At 69.2% G+C, this 18,044-nt stretch carries 23 protein-coding genes; 4 read left to right on the top strand and 19 right to left on the bottom strand.

The features are described 5' to 3' along the window. Positions 1-36: 36 nt before the first annotated feature. The 3 genes from AC3WLN_RS11375 to AC3WLN_RS11365 all read right to left on the bottom strand — a co-directional run bounded on the left by AC3WLN_RS11375 (position 37) and on the right by AC3WLN_RS11365 (position 1,395). Complete coding sequence (locus AC3WLN_RS11375; protein WP_055959004.1) at positions 37-432, bottom strand: hypothetical protein; 396 nt, start codon at positions 430-432, stop codon at positions 37-39. Between the two features lie 286 nt (positions 433-718). Then, positions 719-949 (bottom strand): GDCCVxC domain-containing (seleno)protein, encoded by a 231-nt coding sequence (locus AC3WLN_RS11370; protein ID WP_055959007.1) that lies wholly within the window; start codon positions 947-949, stop codon positions 719-721. A gap of 8 nt (positions 950-957) precedes the next feature. Beyond that, positions 958-1,395 carry a mercury transporter MerT gene (locus tag AC3WLN_RS11365; protein WP_162238978.1) on the bottom strand — a complete coding sequence of 146 codons (438 nt, stop codon included), beginning with the start codon at positions 1,393-1,395 and terminating at the stop codon, positions 958-960. A 44-nt stretch (positions 1,396-1,439) separates the two neighbouring features. Between AC3WLN_RS11365 and AC3WLN_RS11360 the strand changes: the two genes are divergently transcribed. Continuing rightward, on the top strand, positions 1,440-1,853 hold the full coding sequence (locus AC3WLN_RS11360) for a MerR family transcriptional regulator (RefSeq protein ID WP_055959010.1): 414 nt from the start codon (positions 1,440-1,442) through the stop codon (positions 1,851-1,853). Between the two features lie 127 nt (positions 1,854-1,980). Here the strand turns inward: AC3WLN_RS11360 and AC3WLN_RS11355 are convergent, their stop codons facing one another. From AC3WLN_RS11355 to AC3WLN_RS11330, 6 genes are all read right to left on the bottom strand, one after another. Beyond that, positions 1,981-2,958 (bottom strand): arsenic resistance protein, encoded by a 978-nt coding sequence (locus AC3WLN_RS11355; protein WP_055959013.1) that lies wholly within the window; start codon positions 2,956-2,958, stop codon positions 1,981-1,983. After that, a complete protein-coding gene (locus AC3WLN_RS11350) occupies positions 2,955-3,341 on the bottom strand; it encodes an ArsR/SmtB family transcription factor (RefSeq protein ID WP_055959016.1) in 387 nt (128 codons plus the stop codon). The genes AC3WLN_RS11355 and AC3WLN_RS11350 overlap by 4 nt, the downstream gene beginning before the upstream one ends. A gap of 113 nt (positions 3,342-3,454) precedes the next feature. Continuing rightward, positions 3,455-4,627 carry an MFS transporter gene (locus AC3WLN_RS11345; protein WP_055959019.1) on the bottom strand — a complete coding sequence of 391 codons (1,173 nt, stop codon included), beginning with the start codon at positions 4,625-4,627 and terminating at the stop codon, positions 3,455-3,457. Positions 4,628-4,634: 7 nt separating this feature from the next. Continuing rightward, positions 4,635-5,930: an arsenic transporter gene (locus AC3WLN_RS11340; RefSeq protein ID WP_055959020.1), complete on the bottom strand. Its 1,296-nt coding sequence runs from the start codon at positions 5,928-5,930 to the stop codon at positions 4,635-4,637. Positions 5,931-5,966: 36 nt separating this feature from the next. Beyond that, entirely contained in the window at positions 5,967-6,392 is a 426-nt protein-coding gene (arsC, locus tag AC3WLN_RS11335; protein ID WP_055959023.1) for an arsenate reductase (glutaredoxin), read from the bottom strand. Next, positions 6,392-6,739, bottom strand: coding sequence for an ArsR/SmtB family transcription factor (locus tag AC3WLN_RS11330; RefSeq protein WP_055959026.1), 348 nt, complete (start codon positions 6,737-6,739; stop codon positions 6,392-6,394). Before AC3WLN_RS11330 ends, arsC begins: the two co-directional genes overlap by 1 nt. 47 nt (positions 6,740-6,786) lie before the next feature. Here AC3WLN_RS11330 and arsH point away from each other — a divergent pair, with 47 nt between their 5' ends. Beyond that, positions 6,787-7,539, top strand: coding sequence for an arsenical resistance protein ArsH (gene arsH / locus AC3WLN_RS11325; RefSeq protein WP_055959029.1), 753 nt, complete (start codon positions 6,787-6,789; stop codon positions 7,537-7,539). Positions 7,540-8,056: 517 nt separating this feature from the next. Here the strand turns inward: arsH and AC3WLN_RS11320 are convergent. The 3 genes from AC3WLN_RS11320 to AC3WLN_RS11310 form a co-directional block, all read right to left on the bottom strand. Further along, positions 8,057-8,410, bottom strand: coding sequence for a DUF4376 domain-containing protein (locus AC3WLN_RS11320; RefSeq protein WP_056251355.1), 354 nt, complete (start codon positions 8,408-8,410; stop codon positions 8,057-8,059). A gap of 599 nt (positions 8,411-9,009) precedes the next feature. Continuing rightward, complete coding sequence (locus tag AC3WLN_RS11315; protein ID WP_055959032.1) at positions 9,010-10,248, bottom strand: hypothetical protein; 1,239 nt, start codon at positions 10,246-10,248, stop codon at positions 9,010-9,012. 802 nt (positions 10,249-11,050) lie between these two features. Beyond that, positions 11,051-11,314, bottom strand: a complete 264-nt coding sequence (locus AC3WLN_RS11310; RefSeq protein WP_146180523.1) for a helix-turn-helix transcriptional regulator — start codon at positions 11,312-11,314, stop codon at positions 11,051-11,053. Positions 11,315-11,519: 205 nt separating this feature from the next. Here AC3WLN_RS11310 and AC3WLN_RS11305 point away from each other — a divergent pair, with 205 nt between their 5' ends. Then, a complete protein-coding gene (locus tag AC3WLN_RS11305; protein ID WP_162238979.1) occupies positions 11,520-12,152 on the top strand; it encodes a hypothetical protein in 633 nt (210 codons plus the stop codon). Further along, the gene (locus tag AC3WLN_RS11300) at positions 12,149-13,015 is read left to right on the top strand and encodes a phage antirepressor (protein ID WP_055959042.1); all 867 of its coding nucleotides are present in this window, start codon (positions 12,149-12,151) and stop codon (positions 13,013-13,015) included. Before AC3WLN_RS11305 ends, AC3WLN_RS11300 begins: the two co-directional genes overlap by 4 nt. Positions 13,016-13,278: 263 nt before the next feature. On the opposite strand, the gene AC3WLN_RS11295 is transcribed toward AC3WLN_RS11300, so the two are convergent. From AC3WLN_RS11295 to AC3WLN_RS11265, 7 genes are all read right to left on the bottom strand, one after another. Continuing rightward, positions 13,279-13,599: a hypothetical protein gene (locus AC3WLN_RS11295; protein WP_055959045.1), complete on the bottom strand. Its 321-nt coding sequence runs from the start codon at positions 13,597-13,599 to the stop codon at positions 13,279-13,281. Between the two features lie 2 nt (positions 13,600-13,601). Continuing rightward, positions 13,602-14,393 carry a metallophosphoesterase gene (locus AC3WLN_RS11290; RefSeq protein WP_055959048.1) on the bottom strand — a complete coding sequence of 264 codons (792 nt, stop codon included), beginning with the start codon at positions 14,391-14,393 and terminating at the stop codon, positions 13,602-13,604. Further along, a complete protein-coding gene (locus AC3WLN_RS11285) occupies positions 14,368-14,727 on the bottom strand; it encodes a hypothetical protein (RefSeq protein ID WP_055959052.1) in 360 nt (119 codons plus the stop codon). Before AC3WLN_RS11285 ends, AC3WLN_RS11290 begins: the two co-directional genes overlap by 26 nt. Further along, positions 14,714-15,313: a hypothetical protein gene (locus AC3WLN_RS11280; RefSeq protein ID WP_055959056.1), complete on the bottom strand. Its 600-nt coding sequence runs from the start codon at positions 15,311-15,313 to the stop codon at positions 14,714-14,716. Before AC3WLN_RS11280 ends, AC3WLN_RS11285 begins: the two co-directional genes overlap by 14 nt. 52 nt (positions 15,314-15,365) lie before the next feature. Next, entirely contained in the window at positions 15,366-15,632 is a 267-nt protein-coding gene (locus tag AC3WLN_RS11275) for a hypothetical protein (protein WP_056149081.1), read from the bottom strand. Positions 15,633-15,659: 27 nt separating this feature from the next. Next, positions 15,660-17,348: an AAA family ATPase gene (locus tag AC3WLN_RS11270; protein WP_055959062.1), complete on the bottom strand. Its 1,689-nt coding sequence runs from the start codon at positions 17,346-17,348 to the stop codon at positions 15,660-15,662. A gap of 185 nt (positions 17,349-17,533) precedes the next feature. Then, positions 17,534-17,827, bottom strand: a complete 294-nt coding sequence (locus AC3WLN_RS11265) for a helix-turn-helix domain-containing protein (RefSeq protein ID WP_055959065.1) — start codon at positions 17,825-17,827, stop codon at positions 17,534-17,536. Between the last annotated feature and the right edge of the window lie 217 nt (positions 17,828-18,044).

Below are 18,044 nucleotides of genomic sequence, written 5' to 3'. Positions count from 1 at the left end.
GGCGTCATGCCGGCGCTCACGCCGGCGGCATCGGGTTCAGGCTCGGGGAGGCTCGGTGGGCGGCCCTTGCGAGAGGCTGTCGAAGGACGCGATGACGGCCCAGGTGGGTCCCTCGAAGCGGGCGACGCGACCCGGAAGTCCGAGGGCGACCGGAAGTCCGGTGGCGACCTTAGCCAGGCAAAGCGCCATCAGGGGGCAGCCCTTCGAGCAGTCGGGCATGTCCGGCCGCTCCTTGGGGCAGCACGGCATCTCGTCCATGGCCATCCCGGCCATGCCGTCCATGGCCTCGTCGGACATCGCCATGGCGTGACCGTGAACGCCCGTCGGCGCGCGCATGCCTGCGGCAGCCGCGGATGCGGTCACCGGCGCAAGGGCGAGGCTGAGGACCGCCAGGAGCGGGAGCAGCCTGCGAAGGGCGAGCCAGAAGGTCACCGTCCGACGATGCCACATCACAGACCGGCAAGGAAGGGACGGGACTACCGGACGCGCCAAGGGGATACGACGAGCGCGAGTTTCGCGATGACGGGCACGGGACGGAAGACGTAGGTGTCGCGCGACGACCGGACGCCCCGCGCCCGGGGACCCGGAGCCATGCACCCGAGGCTACCGGACGCGCTCCATCGAGCGTCGGATCGTGACCGGGAGAGGACGGATCGTCCAGCACGGCACCATGCCCGGACCGGGACCAAGCGGGTATGCCTCCTGTCCGGTCCGCAGCTCAGGAGGACCCCGAGCAGCAGGATGCGGACCCGCCGTTCTCGCGGGCTTCCTGGATGGGCGGACAGGGGACCTCGCCGAAGGAGCAGAAGACGCAGCAGTCGCCCGCCTTCGGGCGCAGGAGCGTGCCGCAGCCGGTGCACTCGTAGAAGAACTGGCAGGCGTCGGTCGGCATCGTCTCCGTCGCTCGATGACCGCAGTGCGGGCAGGTCAGGGTGGACCGAAGCTGCATCGTCCGCCTCACCGCATCGCCTTGAGCACGACAGGCTCAAGGTATGGTTCCCACGCGAGCGCCAAACCGACCAGCACCGTCCCAAGTCCCAGAAGGCCAGGGGTACGCCATGACGGCCCCATGCGAGCACATGGTTCGGCCATGTCGCATGCCGTCGCCCGGTAACGGAAGAACAGCGCCCAACCCATGAGGAGGGCCAGGGCGGCCCCGCCAAGCAGGATCGGCCGGATGCTAGCCAACATGGCCAATCCTCCGAAAACCGCCCCTGTCGCGCCGAGACCGGCAAGCGCCACCGGGAGGGCGCAGCAGGACGAGGCCGCCAGGGCACCCAGCCCGGCGACCGTGCCCAGCCCGGCGAACCAGCTTCCCGAGGGAATCGGCAGGCCGTCCCGCGGACGTGAGGCGGGTCTTGCGGGAGGCGCCATGGATGGTGTGTCGATCATCATCGTGCCACCCTGCATCCCGTAGCCACTACGGGATCAAGCGAAAAATGGCGAAGGGTGCGCGAGGTCTCTCCATAGGGCAGATCGCGGCGGCGGCCGGGATCAACCTGGAGACCGTCCGCTACTACGAGCGCATCGGGCTCATGCCGCCGCCGGCTCGCACGGAGGGCGGTCACAGGGCCTACGATCCTGCCCATGTCCGGCGCCTGGCGTTCATCCGTCAGGCTCGCGCATTGGGCTTCGGGATCGAGGACATCCGGACCCTGCTGGCGTTGGCCGCGCCCGGGCACCGGTCCTGTGGCGAGGTCCGGGACGTCGCAGCCGCCCACCTTGCCGAGGTCCGCGCCAAGCTCGCCCGTCTCGCGCGGCTTGAGCGCATCCTGAGCGACACCGTGGAGCGGTGCAGCGGCGCCCCGACGCCGGCCTGCCCGGTTCTCGATATGCTCGATGCACCGATGTGAAAGCCGGCCCATCCGACACCCAGCAGTGGAACGGGACCGCCGGTCGTCCTTGTCTTGGTCCCAAGAGGCCGGAAGCGGGTGGCGATGCGGGGTCACGCAGCCGCTCGTCCGTGGAACGACCGTCGACCTAGGCGTCGACCGGCGAGGATGCCGGGGCGCCGAACCTTGGCATGAGGCGGACGTAGATGAGTTCGCTGAGGAGCTCGACCAGCGTCTGCGTGACGATGACGGCGGGCAGGAGTGGCACGGCACCCGGAACCGCAAACGCCAGCGGCAGGACCACCAGGGAGTTTCGCGTGGCGGCGCTGAAGGCCAGCGTGCGGACGGTGGGGGCATCCAGGCGGAACGCGCGCCCGACCGCCCAACCCAGCAGCGGAGCCGCCACGGCGAAGACGACGTAGACGGGGACCACCCGCGGGGCGTCGTCCAGGGCGGGCCCGAGCTGGGGCAGGACGGACGCGATCACCACGAACAGGACGAGGGCCGTTGCCGGCACCGGCAGAAGCCCGAGCCCGGCGGCGATCCGCTGGCCGGTGCGGCTGCGTGCGGCCCAGATCTGCACGGCCGCAGCAAGTCCGAGGGGAACCGCGATGAGCCAGACGAAGGCGTGCACGAACGGACCGACCTGGACGAACCTGGCGGCGTCCTCGCCGAGGAAGACGTTGAGGTAGACCGGCAGCAGCAGCATCTGCGCGATCAGCAGCGCCGGGGTGGAGGCCAGCAGCACCTTGGCGTCCGCGCGGCCGAGGTGGGCGAAGGTGACAACGTAGTCGATGCACGGCGTGAGCAGGACCATGAGCACGCCCAGCCGCAGCATCGGATTGGCGGGCAGGAACTGGATCAGGCAGGCCACCAGGATCGGCAGCGCGACGAAGTTCGTGGCGAGGAGCGCCGCCAGGAAACGGACCCGCGTAAAGGCTTTCCCCAACTCGGGCAGGGGTACCTGGAGGAAGGTGACGAACAGCATCAACGCCAGGGCCGGGTTGATCCCGACGTCCAGGGCCGTGGTTCCGGGGACCAACAGCGCAACGACGACGGCCAGGCCGATGGCGGCGAAGTAGATCGGGATCTGGCGGCCTTCGAGGATGTCGCGCAAGGTGGTCATGCTTCCTCGCAGGCGATCCTGGGGGCTTGCTCGACCCGCTGGGGCCGTCCGGTGCATTTGGCGAACAGGTCGATGGCGCGGTCGCAGACCTCGCAGTGACCCTCGCAGCAATCGCGCATGAGGAAGGCGACGAGGTCGGACAGGGCCGGGAAGATCGCGCTGTAGATGATCGAGCGACCTTCGCGGCGGCTCTCGACGAGGCCGGCGTTCTCCAGGTGGTTGAGGTGGAACGAGATGCGCGGCGCCGAGGCACCTGCGATGGCCTCGGTGATGGCACCGGCGGCCATGCCCTTCGCCCCGGCGGTCACCAGCATGCGGATGATGCGTAGGCGGGTTTCCTGCGCGATGGCCGCGAAGCCGTCGAGCGCTTGCTTTTCCTGCACGACACTTAAACCGTTATGGAATCGTTTAAGCGTCAGTAGGCTCACGACGGGTCGGAGGCAAGGACCGGATCTGGACCGGATCACGGCGGACGTCCCAGGCAGCCTCCGCTTTCCTAGCTTCGCGGCCGGACACGCCAGAGCGATAGGGCAAGCGCAACGTTCGCCACGGCGAGCACGCTGAGCAGTGCATAGGTCGCGTCCGCGCCCGCGTGGGTCAGGACCAAGGCTCCGACGGAGGGTGCAAGCGCTTGGGCCACCAGCCCCGGGCGGGCGAGGCGGCCGACGAGCGCGGCGTAGCGTTCGGGACCGAACAGGGCCAGGGGCACCGTACCCCGTGCAATCGAGTAGATCCCGTTGCCGGCCCCGTAGAGGACCAGCGCCAGCCCGACCAAGGGTAGGCCGGCCGTCAGCATCGCGATCCCGAGGACCACCAGGACCATGGCGGCGGTCAGGGTCCAGAGGGGATGGTGCCGACCCTTGCCGGCCATCTCGACGATGCGCGCACCCACCTGTGCCGGTCCGATCAGGGCACCATAGGCGACGGCCGAGGTGAGAGCCACGCCACGGGCCTGGAGCAGGGTGATGAGGTGCACCGAGACCATGGCCATCACCGTGCCGCCGAGGGTCAGCACCCCTGCCATGAGGAGGAAGGCACGACGCTCCCGGCCATCGAGCCGGACGCCGGGGATCGCGCCTTCGGATCGCGTGACCGGATGCGCGGGGGGCCGGGGGATCGCGAGCAGGACGAGCGGCAGCGTGACCGAGAGGTGCAGCCCGGCATAGGCGAGGCAGGTCCCGCGCCAGCCGACCCGCTCGATCAGGAAGGCCGAGAGCGGCCAGCACACCGTGCTGGCGAAGCCGCCCCACAGGGTCAGGGTCGTGATGGCGGGCCTTGCCTCGGCGCCGTAGAGGCGCCCGAGCGTGGCGAAGGCGGGGTCGTACAGGCCGGTGCCCATGCCGAGGCCGACGAGGAGCCAGGCCGCGAGGTAAGCCGTGAGGTTCGGGGCAAGGGCAAGGCCCATGAGGCCCAGCGCCAGCGCGATGGCGGCGAAGGCCAGCACCGGCCGCCCGCCATGCTCCCCGATGAAGGCTCCCACCCGCGGCGAGACGAGGCCTGCGACGAGGAGGCCAAGGGACAGCCCTCCGATAACCCAGCCGAGGGGCCATCCCGTATCCTTCGACATCGGCGCGGCCAGCACCGACAGGAGGTAGAACGAGGAGCCCCAGGTCAGGATCTGGATCACGCCCAGGGCCGAGATCACGGGCCATCGGCGCGCCGGGGCCATCGGATCGCTACCGGGCCCCGAGAACGGGTAGCCAGACCGCCAAGGCCGCCAGGGTGACCAAGAGGACCGGTGGCGTGATGACCAGGCCCACCCGCATGTACTGGCCCCAGGTGATACGCTGGCCCTTGGTGTCGAGGACGTGGAGCCAGAGCAGGGTCGCCAGGCTGCCGATGGGCGTGAACTTCGGGCCGAGGTCGCAACCGATGACGTTGGCGTACACCATCAGCTCGCGCATCAGGGGCGACAGGTCCGGGGCCTGCTGGATGGAGAGCGCGCCGACGAGCACGCTCGGCATGTTGTTCATCACCGACGACAGGATCGCGGCGGCGACCCCCGTGCCGAGGGTGGCGACGAACGGACCGAAGCCCGAGAGCCGCACGAGGCCTTGCGCCAGGTAATCGGTCAGGCCGGCGTTCTTCAGGCCGTAGACTACGAGGTACATGCCGAGGCTGAACAGGACGATCTGCCAGGGGGCACCCGCGAGCACCTTGCGGATCGGGATGACGCGGCTTCGGTTCGCCAGCGCCAGCAGGACCAGTGCGCCGGCGCAGGTGACCACCGAGACCGGCACGCCGAACGGGGCCGTCATGAAGTAGGCCACCAGCAGCAGGGCGAGGAGCGGGAAGGCCGCCTTGAAGACAAGCGGATCCTTGATCGCGTGGCGCGGCGGTTCGAGCTCGGTCACCGGGTACGTGGTTGGCAGGTCGCTCCGGTAGAACAACCACAGCACCACCAGGGTCGCGGCCAGCGAGACGAGGTTCACCGGGACCATCACGGCGGCGTAGCGGCTGAAGGTGATGTCGAAGAAGTTCGCCGAGACGATGTTGACGAGGTTGGAGATCACCAGCGGCAGGCTGGTCGAATCCGCCACGAACCCGCAGGCGACGATGAAGGCCAGGGCCGCCGCCGGCTTGAAGTCGAGGCGCAGCAGGATGGCGAGCACGATGGGGGTGAGCAGCAGGGCCGCCCCGTCGTTGGCGAACACCGCCGCGATGGCGGCACCGAGGAGGATCACCAGCGGGAACAGCAGGTGCCCCCGGCCGCCGCCCCACCGGGCGATGTGGAGCGCCGCCCAGTGGAAGAAGCCGGCCTCGTCGAGCAGGAGCGAGATGATGATGAGGGCCACGAAGGTGAAGGTGGCGTCCCAGACGATGTGCCAGACCACCGGGATGTCCCCGGGATGGATGACCCCGGTGCCCAGTGCCACGGCGGCCCCGATCAGGGCGCTCCACCCGATGCCGAAATCCCGCGGCTGCCAGATGACGAAGACGAGGGTGACCACGAAGATGGCGAGCGCGAGCATCGGGACTGTTTCTTGTTCTTGGGGGTGTGGGTGGGGTCAGGCGGTAGCGACGCGGCGCCCGTGCTCGTCGACGACGCGCTCGCCATCCTCCTTGACGAACTCGCCCTGTTGGGCGGGAAGGAGGTCGAGGACCGCCTCGGAGGGCCTGCATAGGGCAACACCCAGTGGGGTGACGACCAAGGGGCGGTTCAGCAGGATCGGATGCTCGCCGATGGCATCCAGAAGCTGATCGTCCGTCAGGCTCGGGTCCGAGAGGCCGAGCTCGCCGAAGGGCGTTCCCTTCTCACGGAGCAGATCACGGACCTTCACGCCCGCCCGCTCGGCAAGCTGGCGCACCAGGGTCCGGTTTGGGGGCGTCTTCAGGTACTCGACCACGTGCGGCTCGATGCCGGCGTTGCGGATGAGGGCTAGGGTATTGCGGGACGTGCCGCAATCCGGGTTGTGGTAGATCACGACGTCCATCAGGTGGTCTCCGTGCAACAGGCGGCAAGGGCAGCGACAGCCGGGGCGCAGACCTCAGGGCGTCCCTGGCAGCAGTCGCGCATCAGGAACTGGATGAGCTCGGACAGGTCCGGGTAGGCGGCGCTGTAGATGATCGAGCGCCCCTCGCGCCGGGACGTGACCAGCCCGGAATGCGAGAGCTCCTTCAGGTGGAACGACAGGTTAGTGCCCGACACGCCGACCGCCTCGGCGAGCGTCCCGGCCGCCGTGCCGTCAGGGCCGGCGGTGACGAGCTGGCGCACGATACGCAGGCGATGCTCCTGGCCGAGGGCCGCGAAGGCCGCCACGGCTTGCCGTTCGTCCATCATGATGTCAATATCTCAACCATCGTTGAAACGTAGAGGAATGAAACGTCTTGGACAAGCCCCTGCAGCCCTTCGCCGATGGAATGCCGAACCTAAGCGAGGGGCATTTCGTGGTCCCGACGACCGACGCCCTGCACGTGAAGACACCGTTCACCCACGCCCCGCGCTTCCTGATCCTGTACGGATCGCTCCGTGAGCGCTCGTTCAGCCGCCTCCTCGCCTACGAGGCCGCGCGCCTGTTGGAGGCGATGGGCGGCGAGGTGCGGATCTACGACGCGCACGGCCTGCCGCTGCCCGACGACGCCACTGCCGATCACCCGAAGGTCCGGGAACTCCGAAACCTCTCGATCTGGTCGGAGGGCCACGTCTGGGTCAGCCCCGAGCGACACGGCGCCATGACCGGGGTCATCAAGAGCCAGATCGACTGGCTGCCGCTCTCGGAGGGTTCGGTGCGCCCGACGCAGGGGCGGACGCTCGCCGTGATGCAGGTCTCCGGCGGCTCGCAGTCGTTCAACGCGGTCAACAGCCTCCGCGTGCTCGGTCGCTGGATGCGGATGATCACCATCCCGAACCAGTCCTCGGTCCCGATGGCGTACAAGGAGTTCGACGAGGCCGGCCGGATGAAGCCGGGTCCGCTCTACGACCGGGTGGTCGATGTCTGCGAGGAGCTGATGAAGTTCACGCTCCTCACCCGCGAGCGATCCGACTACCTCGTCGACCGGTATTCGGAACGCAAGGAGCGCGAGCCCGAAAGGCTCAAGGCCGTCGCCGTCGACATCGGGTTCGTGAAGCGACCCTCCTGATCTGCACGTCCACGCCGACCTCTTCTACGCCATCGCCTCGCCCGGTAGGATAGCGATCCCTATTTCAAGGGCTCCACGACCGTAAGCACAAGAGTCTGAGCGCTGGGGCATGTCGGCCGCCACGATGGCGACCACGGGGGCCGTCTCGTCGGGGCGCCGACGATCGCGACGTGGACGGATCCTTCGCCAACGTCGACGGCGGTCAGCTTCACTAGGCTCAGCTGGAGCTTCCGCATGCCGCCTCGGTCAGCGAGGGGGACCGGACGGAGTGGAGCGTCCCCGAGACGTAGACGAGGTCGCCGACGTCCGTGCCCGGCGCGTCGGCCTCGGCGATGGAGGCGATCGGCTCCGCAGTCAGGAGCAGAAATTTCGCTAGGCATCACGTCCTCCTTGGCCTTGCGCCGAACGAACCCCGCCCAGGTCCGGACGGTCCCGTGCGTCGCTGTCTCCAGCACCGCCACTTCGGAGAGGGTCGACGCGGTCAGGGGGCGAGCGAGGATGGCCAGGAGTGGGATGGTCACGACGCCGCCTTCAAGACGATCGCGTCGACGTCGGCGAAGGCGCCGTCGACCTCCGCGGTGGTGATGGCGCCGGCGCCGATGCCGGCAGCGACCTGGTTGTAGACCGCCAGACAGACGCCAATATGCCTCCGGATCTGCAGGCTCAGCACCTTCAAGCGGTCGTTCGTGAGGGGCCGATCTACCCCGTCGGCGAACGTCCACGGGTCGCTGTCCTTCCGGGCGTCGAGCAGCGTCGCGGTGACCTCGCTTAGCGTGCGCGTCAGGGCCCGCTCGTTGACGGCGACCGCCCAGCCGTCCCACGTTGTGCCGCCCGCCTCGGCCGCTAGGTGCGCCTCGTATGCGTAGGCCAGGACAGCGGCCGCGTCGGGCGGAGCCGGAGCGTTCGGATCGAGCCAGGAGCCATCGGCCTGTTGGGCCTACCTGAGCCACAGCCAGGCGCCGACCGCGTCGCAGATGACGTCGAGGGAGAGACTAACCATGTAAGATAGCGTGGACCGGGGGCGTTAAGGGGGTGAACGTCACGTGGGGCCCTGAAACATAACACCCCCCGACCCCGGGGGCCGGAGGGTGCGCTCAGGATGTGGTGCATCGCGAGGACGACGGATACGTCGACAGTCTAGAATATACCCCACCGAACAGCATCGGACAAGCAAAAGAGGGCGAATAACGACGGTCTAGCAAGGGGTAAGCGGCGGTTCTAGACTTGGAACGACGGCGGTCCAGTAGGGGGTAGAGCCATTCCTACGACCCCCCCCGAGCGTCGACGGCCAGCCACATCCAGGGAGGGCGGCGCAGAGCGTCACGGTAGTGAGCTACACCGGGGAACGGGGCAGGCGGCAGCGACGGGGAAGGTAGCAGGGGGACGACGGCGGGATGACGACCTGCGGGGAACCAGGAGGCCCGGGCCCAAGGGTACAACGGGGGCCCAGGGGCCCATATGTGGAACCAATTACCCGATTATCGTTGAGGGAGAACGGGTTACAGCGCCGAGAACGCCCGTCAGGATTTCGTCCATCTTGGCCTCCATCCACGGGCCCTTGGAGGCCGGTACGATGAAGCTATCGTGGACGGGCAGGCAGGGGATGGACGCCTTCTCGCAGGCCTTGAGGACATCCACCGCCATGGCGCTGTCTACGGCCATGCAGCGGATCCCACGGTCTGCAGCGATGTCTGCGGCGATGGGGGTGTTCCGCGCCACGACGGCCTTGAGCAGGCCGCGGGTGTAGTCCCAGCCGTGCTCCCAGTCGTCCTTGTCCATAATGGCCGCCGCTGCCGCGTTCATGGTCTTCGCGTTCAAGGCGACGTTGAGGGCGAGCTTGCCCTCGTCACGGGGGAATGTCCCCGTGACGTAGGGATCGTGGCGCAAGACGTGACCACGGGCTGCGTAGAGGATCCGCGGATGGAGGGTGGCGAAGTCCGGCTCGAAGGCCGCCTCGCCGTTGATGAGGAGCTCCCGGCGGCGTCCCTTGGGGAGGTTCTGCCACCATCCGTAGAGCCGGCCATGGCGGTCCCAACGGCCACGGCCGAACACGCGGTAAACCTCGGGGCTCGGGGTCGGGACGACGCTGGCCCACGTCCCCTTCTCCTTGCGGTCGTTGCGGGCTCGGACAACGCGCGTGGCGTGCTCCCACCCGTTGCCCGTCGGCATCGTGACCGAGACCTTGCCGAGGTAGGCATTGATGCGGTCGAGCTCGGCCTCCAGGCGTCGCGTCTGACGTGTCGGGTCGTAGCCGATGACGTCGCCGGCCTCGTCCTTGAGGATGAGGCGGCAGCGACGCGTCTCGTACTCGAAGGGCGCGTCGCGGAAGGCGTGGACGAGGTCGGGGGTCGCACGCAGGCGGCTCTGCATCCCGGTGGAGAGGTGGTCGCCAGGGCGGGCCCGGACCTCCTCGATCAGCCCGAGCTCGACGAGTTCAGCCACGGCGGCGAGCACGCGGTCGTAGGTGTAGGGCAGGCCCATGTACCGCGATTGACCGGCGTAGAACGCCTTGCGGCGCGAGTAGCTGACCCAGCGATCCTCGCCGGGCGCCATGTCGGCCGCGATGCACGCGGCCGCGAGGACGCTGCGCCTGGCGACGTCCTGCCTGCGATCGGGGATGTCGGGGATGCCGGCGGCCGAGAGGATGTTCTCCGGGATGCGCCAGTGGAAATCGAGGGCGCGGTCGCGCGCCTGTGCCGTGTTGAGCATGTCGTATCCATCGACACGTCAGGCACCACACCGCCGTGTCGGGACCGATGATCCGCTCGACATTAGCCTTAGTCTATGGGTATGTGCTTTGGAGATCCGCTGATATACTTCGCGAGACCAGTAGTTCAACCGCCCCGACGGGGTGCATGATCTCACGGGGGTAAAGCATCGATTTCAGCCTCGCCCACGGCCTAACTTCGAGGCACCGGAGGATTCAGCCAACGAGCCCCGTGGACGGCTCCACGGGGCTCTAATGCGGTCGAAAATTTATTTGTGCTCGCATGCGGCCGTCGCCTGATGCCGTGAGGACATATCGAATCCGCGAACAGCTTGGTGAGCTGGTGGCTCGAACTCCTAACCCGATCGGGGTCTACCCGACGACCTCGCGGCGGCCCTGGAGCGGGCCCTGTCGGCCGTGAAGCACATCGACGCCGGTAGGATCGGAGCCGAGGCGTGATGCCCAGTGACCAGGCGTTCCTACTCACCTTCGCAGGCCTGCTGCGAGTCGGCATCCTCGCCGACCCTGTCCCGACCTACCGGGCATGCCGATCGGCTTGCGCCGCCCTTGGGGACGCATTCGTGCCCGTTGACTACACCTGACCGATTCGCGCGGTCCGCTTAGTCCACGAGGAGGATTGGGAGAGTCGGCTGAGGGTCACCCCAACCGCGGCCGCCGTGCGGGCAACGCTGGCGAGCGAGGGCGTGGAGAGCGTCCTGGCACGGTGGGGCGGGCGCTACCGAGGCAAACTCATCGCGGCAGCGAACCGCGCCGCGCGCAGGTCACCGCCCGCCAGACATCCCCTTACGTGGCCGGGATCGGGGGCACGTCCGGAGGCGTCGCCTGCGTGTAGGTGACGGTCTGCACCGTGTAGTCGGGCGTGCCTGAGAAGCTGATGCCCAAGCCGGCGTAAAACCCCATCACGGAGTGGAGCGCGCTCAGGGACGACTTCCTCATCTCGACGGCGACCATGGTCCTCTGGGACAGGCCGACGCGTCGGGAAATTTCGTCCTGCGTCAGGCCGACGAGGGTCCGCGCGGCGCGCAGCTGCATTGGGGAGGGATACACGACGAGGCACTCCGAGCCGGATTCGATGGAAGGCCATTATCACCAAAGCGCCCGAAACGTGCAATGACGGCACATCGACTCGCGTTCTCAGAAGAAGGTGATATCCTCCGATTCGTGCCGACATCGCCGGATCCACTGGCGAAAAAAAATGGCCCCGGAGGCGCGCGAACGCCGCCGAGGCCTGGTCAGCCACAGGAGCATCCCCGTGACCGAACCGTGCACCCACCTTACCACCACGACCGCCCCGAACGGTAGCCTCGCCGCGTCCCTCGCCCAGGGAATTTCGCAGTACGCCGAGCGCTTCGAGGAGGCCTCGGTCCTTGAGATCGCGGCGGCCATGAGCGTCGAGGATCCCCACGCGGCGCGGTCGTTCCTCCTGGAGCGCACTGCCGAGCCGGCGTTCCCGATGCTGCGCAGGAGCGTCCTCGGTACGATCGAGCTCCGGATCGAGGCCGCCAAAGCCGCTGCGCGTGACCGCCTCCTCCTGGTGACCGGCGACGACGCGCCGGGCGGGAAGAGCGACAAGGCGCGCGAGGCGATCTTCCGCCGGGACCCGGGCGCATTTCTGCCAGGCGCCGAGGTCAGCAAAGTCCGCCCGTTCGCCCGGGCCTTCTGGCACGTCCTGATCGACGGGAAGGACGTGCCCTGCGTCTACGTCTGCCGGGCCGCCGTCGTGAGCGACCTGCACGACATGGTCGAATGCCTGGCCGAGAACAGACAGTACGAGCGGGGCATCGTCATCGGTGCGCCCGAGACCGCGCGGGACATCGCCGGCCTACTGCCCCCGAACATCGCCTTCGTGGCCGTACCCCTCGCCACCGACGGGAGGCGCGCGTGAACGCCATCGTCCGCATCCCGGCCGCGCCGGCGATCTCGATCTTCCGCTTCGACAACCACGACATCCGCGTCGTGGAGATCGACGGGCTGCCCTGGTTCGTCGGCGCCGACGTCTGCAAGGCCGCCCGCCTCTCGAACCCGTCCGTCTCGCTCAAGGCGCTCGACGAGGACGAGAGGGCTAAGATCTTCTTAGGGCATCCCCAGGGCGAGGTCCTGGTCATCACCGAGGGCGGTCTCTACACCCTGCTGATGCGCAGCCAGCGTGCCCTCGTGAAGGGCGCGACGGCATGGCGGTTCCGTCGGTGGGCGATGAACGAGGTCCTCCCCGAGATCCGGCGGACCGATTCCTACGCCGTGGCACCCGCCCCGACGCCGGTCGCGATCCCCGAGGACCTCGACGATAACAGGGTGCTGAGGAGGATGCTCCTGGCCCGGATGGATCGGGAGGACGCCCTCGTCGAGCGCCTCGTCATCACAGACCAGGAGCTCATCGACACCTCTCGCCAGCTCACCGCCTCGCAGCGGCAGGTACAGCGGGCCCGGCCGGCGGTGGAGTGCGTCGAGCGGTTCGCCGAGAGCGAGGGGCTCTACAGCCTCCAGGCCGGTGGCAAGGCCCTCGGGCAAAAGCCGAACAAGTTCATCGCTTGGCTGAAGGAGCGCGGCGACCTGTTGGATCTGAACAGGTCGAACCTCCCCCGGCAGGACCTCATCGACCGTGCCCCGTTCCGCGTCCGGATCGAGGAGTACGGCGGCAAGCCCCGTGCGACGCCGAAGATGACGTCGAAGGGCATCCTCCACTACGGACGCGAGCTCTGCGTCTCCGTCGACTGGCGGGCCGCACGGGAGCCCGACCTGTTCGACTGACACCACTCAGACTCTGAGTGGTGACGAGGGGCCCGGGTGACCGGGCCCCTTTTTCGTGCCTGAAATCTTGTGCAGCGAAATGGGAGCGAAGGCCGGTTCGCTATCATTGGCAACCCGGCCCGGGCACGCCTGCGCACGGTTTCGGCACGCTCTCAGCATATTTTCGCGCGTTTCAGTCCGCGCGATCGGCGTTACACCGAGAGCGGAATCCGGCCTCGCTCGTGGGGCGCGCTGCAGCACCCCCGATCCAGGCGCTCGGCGGCCTACGGGCACGGCTCCCCTTCGAGCCGCCGCCGGTACCGGACGCCGTCGTGCAGTAGGACGCTGCTGGGCAGGAGGACGAGCTCCGCGTCGTAGGGGACGACGCTGCCCCCGTTGCCGTAGCACTGGCGGGACGTCACCCGGCCGCCGGCTATCCGGGCGCCGTGGCACTCCATCAGGTCGATGCCGACGACCCCGGCCTCGGGACCGACGACGATCGCGGGGACGTCGGCCCCCTCGGGGCAGTAGAGGCCCGGGGCGGGCTGGAAGGCATCCGCCTCGACGGGGCCGGCGAGCAGGGCGAAGATGGCGAGCGCACGCACGGTCAGATCTCCACGATGAGGGCGGGGTCGAACGCCGGGTTTTCGCCATGCCGGCCGCGTGGGTTCGCCAGCACGCGCGTCCCGCCGACGACGTAGTCAGCGGACCGATGGATGTGGCCGTGGATCCACAGGGCGGGTGCGTCCGGACCTTCGAGGACGCGCGTAAGGTCGGTCGCGTACGCCGCGTCGATCGCCTGCAGGGGGCCCTGCCTCCCGAGCGACGCGGGGTGGGGGGCGTGATGCGTGACGACGACCGTCGGGCCGTCCCACGTCTCCGCAAGCGCGCGCTCGATCCGCCCAAGCTGGGCGACGTGCTCGGCGGCGGCGGCGCTCGGCCTGAAGGCGTTCGTCTCGCCCGAGGCCGTACGGACCTTGACCTTCCGATGGTCTCGCATCCCCCCGTTGCGGTCACCACAGGAGGCCATCGTCGGAGCCCGCCATGCCTCGCCAAGCAAGGCGTAGTCCGTCCAGACCGTGGCGCCGATGATCCGTACGCCCTCGATGGCCAGGACCTCCCCGACGGCGAGCAGGTGGATGCCCGCGGCCGCAGCGGCCTCGCGCCCGCGTTCGAGCTCGCTCTGCCAGCGGCTCCCGTAAAAATCATGATTCCCGGGCACGTAGACGACATGCCGGACGTACGGCGCGACGCACGCCGCGAGCCAGGGCAGGCTGCGCTTCGTCAAGCCATCGGCGACGTCGCCGGCCACGATCGCCACGTCGCACACCGGCACGGCCGGGGCCTCCCAGCAGTCGGCATCGTCGTGCACGTCAGAGAAAATCCATGCCCTTGTCATCCCAACCTCCCTCAATCCACGCGGACCCGTCCGCCTCGAACCACGCCATCGACGCCCGGGTAACCAGGAGGCCGTTCGTCCTAAATCCGGGACACCAGAGGCCGTACCGGAGCCTCACCGCCGAGGGCGGCCGCGCCCCCTCGGCCACCGTGCCCGTGGCCCATGCGTGGACGTCCCGGGCCCCCGTCCGCAGGCACCGCTGGCGCCCCGCCTCCGACGCTCGGAGGACGACGTCGGCAAGCACGATCGCCGGCACGTGGCCGACGACCCTGCCCCGCTCGCGCACGCTCCAGGCGCGGCGGGTCAGGTTCCGGTAGACGTCATGCCTTGCCATTGGCGTGGAGATCGCAGCACGTCTTCGCCCACCCGCCCTTGCGGATACGGCCGGGGGCCCCGCAGGTCTCACAGACATAGGCCGACAGGTGCTCCACGCAGTCAACTATAGTCGAGACTTCATTGCGCGTTGCCTTCCTAGTCTTGCCTTCGATTGAGTAATGCCAGCGGGCCTGCGCGAACTTCTCCTTCGTTTGTTCGGTCCGGAATCCCGTCGCCCCAGCCTCGGAGACCAGGCTCGCGCCCGCCTCCCACAGCCAGCGCCAGCCGCCGCCCGAGTACGGCCCCCCGGGTTCGAACGTTGTCGGGTAGCGCCCGCGCAGCGTGGCGTCCCAATCGTCCGGGACGACCGCGCGGCCGGTCTGCCAGCGCAGGGCGAGGACGCGCGCCAGGACGCGGAGGACGTCCTGCGCGGGGGGCGGCGGGACGAAGCGGCCGTCGTCCTGACGGGGCAGCGGGGAGCCACCCGTCCACGTGACGAGGGGACCGTGGGCGCTCGGGCTGACGCCCGTGGGGACGACGTCGACGTGGCCTACGTGCCGGCACACGGCGTCGTCAGCGATCGTGCGGAATTCGTCGATGAGCATGGGGGTCTCCTGGGGGCTGAGGGGTGAGCAGAGGGGGGACCGCGCGCCGATTTCACGCGCGGACCTCGCGGGGTTCACGGCGGTCGTCCGGGTTCGCAGGCAGCGCGTCGGCGAGGGCGAGCAGGCCCTGGCAGAGGTAGCGGGCCTCCGATGGCGGGAAGGCCCCGCGGGCGTAGGCACAGCTCGCCAGGTGGAGGACGGACAGGCCGGTGACGGCGAGCTCGTCGCGTAGTTCGTCCTGCTCGTGGCGGGCTCGCATTTGGGTGATCGCCGCCTCCAGGACGATGATCGAGGCGCGGCTCGGGTGTGCGTCGGTCATGGGATCTCTCCTTCAGGGGGTGGGGTGTCAGTGGCGACGGGCGAGGGTCTCGCGGCCGTCGAGAAGCGTCGTCACGGCGCGGCGGAGCGGGCGGAGCGAGCCCCCCTTCCACACGCGGCCAAGGAGGTGGAGCTCGTCGCCGTCGAGATCGGGGAGCCAGCCGGAGTCGAGGCCTCGCTCGTCGCGGATTTCGCTGACGAGGTTGGCCGCCGCGACCGGCAGGTCCTCGGCCCTGGGAAGGCCGACGTGCACGACGCGGAAGCGGTCCAGGAGGGGGCCGGGGACGCCTCCCGTCCCGTTGGCCGTCGCCAGGAACTGGGTGCCGCTCAGATCGGCGTTCGTTTCCAGATAGACCTCGTGGAAGGCGCGGCTCCCTGCCGGCTCCAGCAGGGCGATCAGGGAGTCCGTGAGGCGCCCGTTCTCCGACCTCGTGCCCGCCTTCTCGATCTCGTCGATGATGATGACGGGGTTGGCGACGCGGAGCCGCTGGATCGTCTGCAACGGGACGCTTGCGCGCCCCGTGCTCCACTGGCGCGACGTCCCGCCGAACGCAGCGTCGGCGACGCCGGCGGCGTTGTAGAGGACGCACGGGATCCCGGCCGCCTGGCAGAACGCCTGCAGGTAGCTCGTCTTCCCGCTGCCGGGCGGGCTCACCGCGAGAGTGTTCCGCAGCCGGGCTACACCTCCGTTGGCGAGGTCCCGCAGCAGCAGCGCGGTGAGATCCCTGAACCACGGGAACCGCGCATCGAGCAGCTTGCCGACGGCCACGACGTCGACGCCGTGGACGAGCGGGAGGGCCTCGCCGGCGAGCGCGTTGAACTCCGCGCGCGGCGTCGATCCCCGCGTCGACCGGGACGACCCCGAGGTCTCTGACCCGGGCAGGTGGTCCAATGCCCCCTTGGCCAGGACGACGAGCGTCGGGGCGGGGCGCGCCGCCCGGTCCCGCCACCCGCCGTCGCCGAGGGGCCAGTCCAGCTGAGCCAGCGCCGCCAGGTCGTCGGCCTGCTCGTCGACCCACGCCCTCGCGCTGCCGCCGGCGCCGCCGGCGCCGCCGCGCAGCAGATCTTCCTCGACCCCGATCTGCCTGTGCGCAGCCGCGACGATCGCGGCCGTCTCGCCGAGCTTGAGCGCCAGCCCATCGTAGGGAGCGAGCAGCGACGCTTGCTGATCGGAGACGTACTCGGACTCCTGCAGGTCCACCGTCGCGTCGGTGGAGTACCGGATACCGTTCCGCAGGGCGAGCCAGGCAGCCGCATGGTTGCCGTTCGCCAACGAGGCGTGGAACAGGCGCAGGCAGATGCTGGCGCAGTAGGCCGCGGCCTTGGCGTTCCCCAGGGCCGCCTGGGCGAACAAGAGGTCGTCCGCCAGATGCGCCGCGGCGTCCTGCCCAGCGTCCGAAACGCCATCGGCGTTGGCGTGCTCGCGGAGCGCGTCGTCTGCCTTCTGCAGGGACGCGATCGTCACGTCCCGCCGCGTCCGCCCGAGGGTCCTGACGAGCGCCGCCGGGAGCTGAGGCTCCTCGGCTAGGAACGCGGCGATCGCCAGGCCCGCGTCGCGGCGGGCGTCGTACCCGACGAACTCGGCGCCGTAGCCCTTCTTTCGCGGTCCGAGGGAAGCCTCGGGCTGACGGGGCCCCGTCAGCGCGGTGGAGTCGAGGAGCGTGGCACGGGCGGCCTGGACGGCAGCGGCGCGCGCCCGGGAGGCGTCGTCGGTCATGGGAGGTCTCGCTGGAAAGGAGTGCACGCGGGGCGCGCCGAGCAGGGCTCAGGCGGCGGGGCGGTGCATCCGTTTCGAGCGAGGGAAGGTCATGGCGAGAACTCCGGTGTGACCCCTATGTGCACCAGGCCGGTCCAATGTGCAAGGGATGTGCATTCGTTGCGGACTGGGTCGCGTTCCTAGGGTTAACCAAGCCCTAGCGCGGCCTTCAGGGCCGGGCTGCGGTCGGCCTCCTCGTCCTGCGCCAGGAGGTCGTCCAGCGACGGCCGGCCCTGGTTGTACGTCGACAGCCGCAGGTCGAGCCCGAGGGCGTGCAGGCACCTCATCACCCGGTGCATGCTCGGCTCGTAGCTGTCTCCCCGTTCGAAGGCCGAGAGCCACGACACGCTCACGTCCGCCTTCGCGGCGAGCTGGCGCTGCGAGAGCCGGCGGTGGCGGCGGGCGAGGGCAAGCTCCTCGCCGAGGTTGAAGATGCTCATGACCCGGAGCCTACCGCATCAGCATGCAAGGCACCTACCCGCGACTCAGTCGGCTGCGCGATTTTTTGGACACCGTCCAGTGGAAATCGGCGATCCATGGCAGACTCTCATCTGCACGGATTCGATGGGGGAAATGGAATGGCGCACCAGGCACAGGCTACCGAGGAACTGAGGGTCCGCCTCCAGCGGCGGTTCCCCAACGAGCCCCGGTGGGCCC

It is taken from the genome of Methylobacterium sp. FW306-05-D, assembly GCF_058782155.1.
This window is presented reverse-complemented; position numbering and strand designations above follow the sequence as displayed.

Coding starts and splice junctions, on each gene's coding strand:
- AC3WLN_RS11370 (WP_055959007.1), bottom strand. CDS start 949: ATGCAGCTTCGGTCCACCCTGACCTGCCCGCACTGCGGTCATCGAGCG.
- AC3WLN_RS11365 (WP_162238978.1), bottom strand. CDS start 1,395: ATGATGATCGACACACCATCCATGGCGCCTCCCGCAAGACCCGCCTCA.
- AC3WLN_RS11360 (WP_055959010.1), top strand. CDS start 1,440: ATGGCGAAGGGTGCGCGAGGTCTCTCCATAGGGCAGATCGCGGCGGCG.
- AC3WLN_RS11355 (WP_055959013.1), bottom strand. CDS start 2,958: ATGACCACCTTGCGCGACATCCTCGAAGGCCGCCAGATCCCGATCTAC.
- AC3WLN_RS11345 (WP_055959019.1), bottom strand. CDS start 4,627: ATGGCCCCGGCGCGCCGATGGCCCGTGATCTCGGCCCTGGGCGTGATC.
- AC3WLN_RS11340 (WP_055959020.1), bottom strand. CDS start 5,930: ATGCTCGCGCTCGCCATCTTCGTGGTCACCCTCGTCTTCGTCATCTGG.
- arsC (WP_055959023.1), bottom strand. CDS start 6,392: ATGGACGTCGTGATCTACCACAACCCGGATTGCGGCACGTCCCGCAAT.
- AC3WLN_RS11330 (WP_055959026.1), bottom strand. CDS start 6,739: ATGATGGACGAACGGCAAGCCGTGGCGGCCTTCGCGGCCCTCGGCCAG.
- AC3WLN_RS11315 (WP_055959032.1), bottom strand. CDS start 10,248: ATGCTCAACACGGCACAGGCGCGCGACCGCGCCCTCGATTTCCACTGG.
- AC3WLN_RS11290 (WP_055959048.1), bottom strand. CDS start 14,393: ATGACAAGGGCATGGATTTTCTCTGACGTGCACGACGATGCCGACTGC.
- AC3WLN_RS11285 (WP_055959052.1), bottom strand. CDS start 14,727: ATGGCAAGGCATGACGTCTACCGGAACCTGACCCGCCGCGCCTGGAGC.
- AC3WLN_RS11280 (WP_055959056.1), bottom strand. CDS start 15,313: ATGCTCATCGACGAATTCCGCACGATCGCTGACGACGCCGTGTGCCGG.
- AC3WLN_RS11275 (WP_056149081.1), bottom strand. CDS start 15,632: ATGACCGACGCACACCCGAGCCGCGCCTCGATCATCGTCCTGGAGGCG.
- AC3WLN_RS11270 (WP_055959062.1), bottom strand. CDS start 17,348: ATGACCGACGACGCCTCCCGGGCGCGCGCCGCTGCCGTCCAGGCCGCC.
- AC3WLN_RS11265 (WP_055959065.1), bottom strand. CDS start 17,827: ATGAGCATCTTCAACCTCGGCGAGGAGCTTGCCCTCGCCCGCCGCCAC.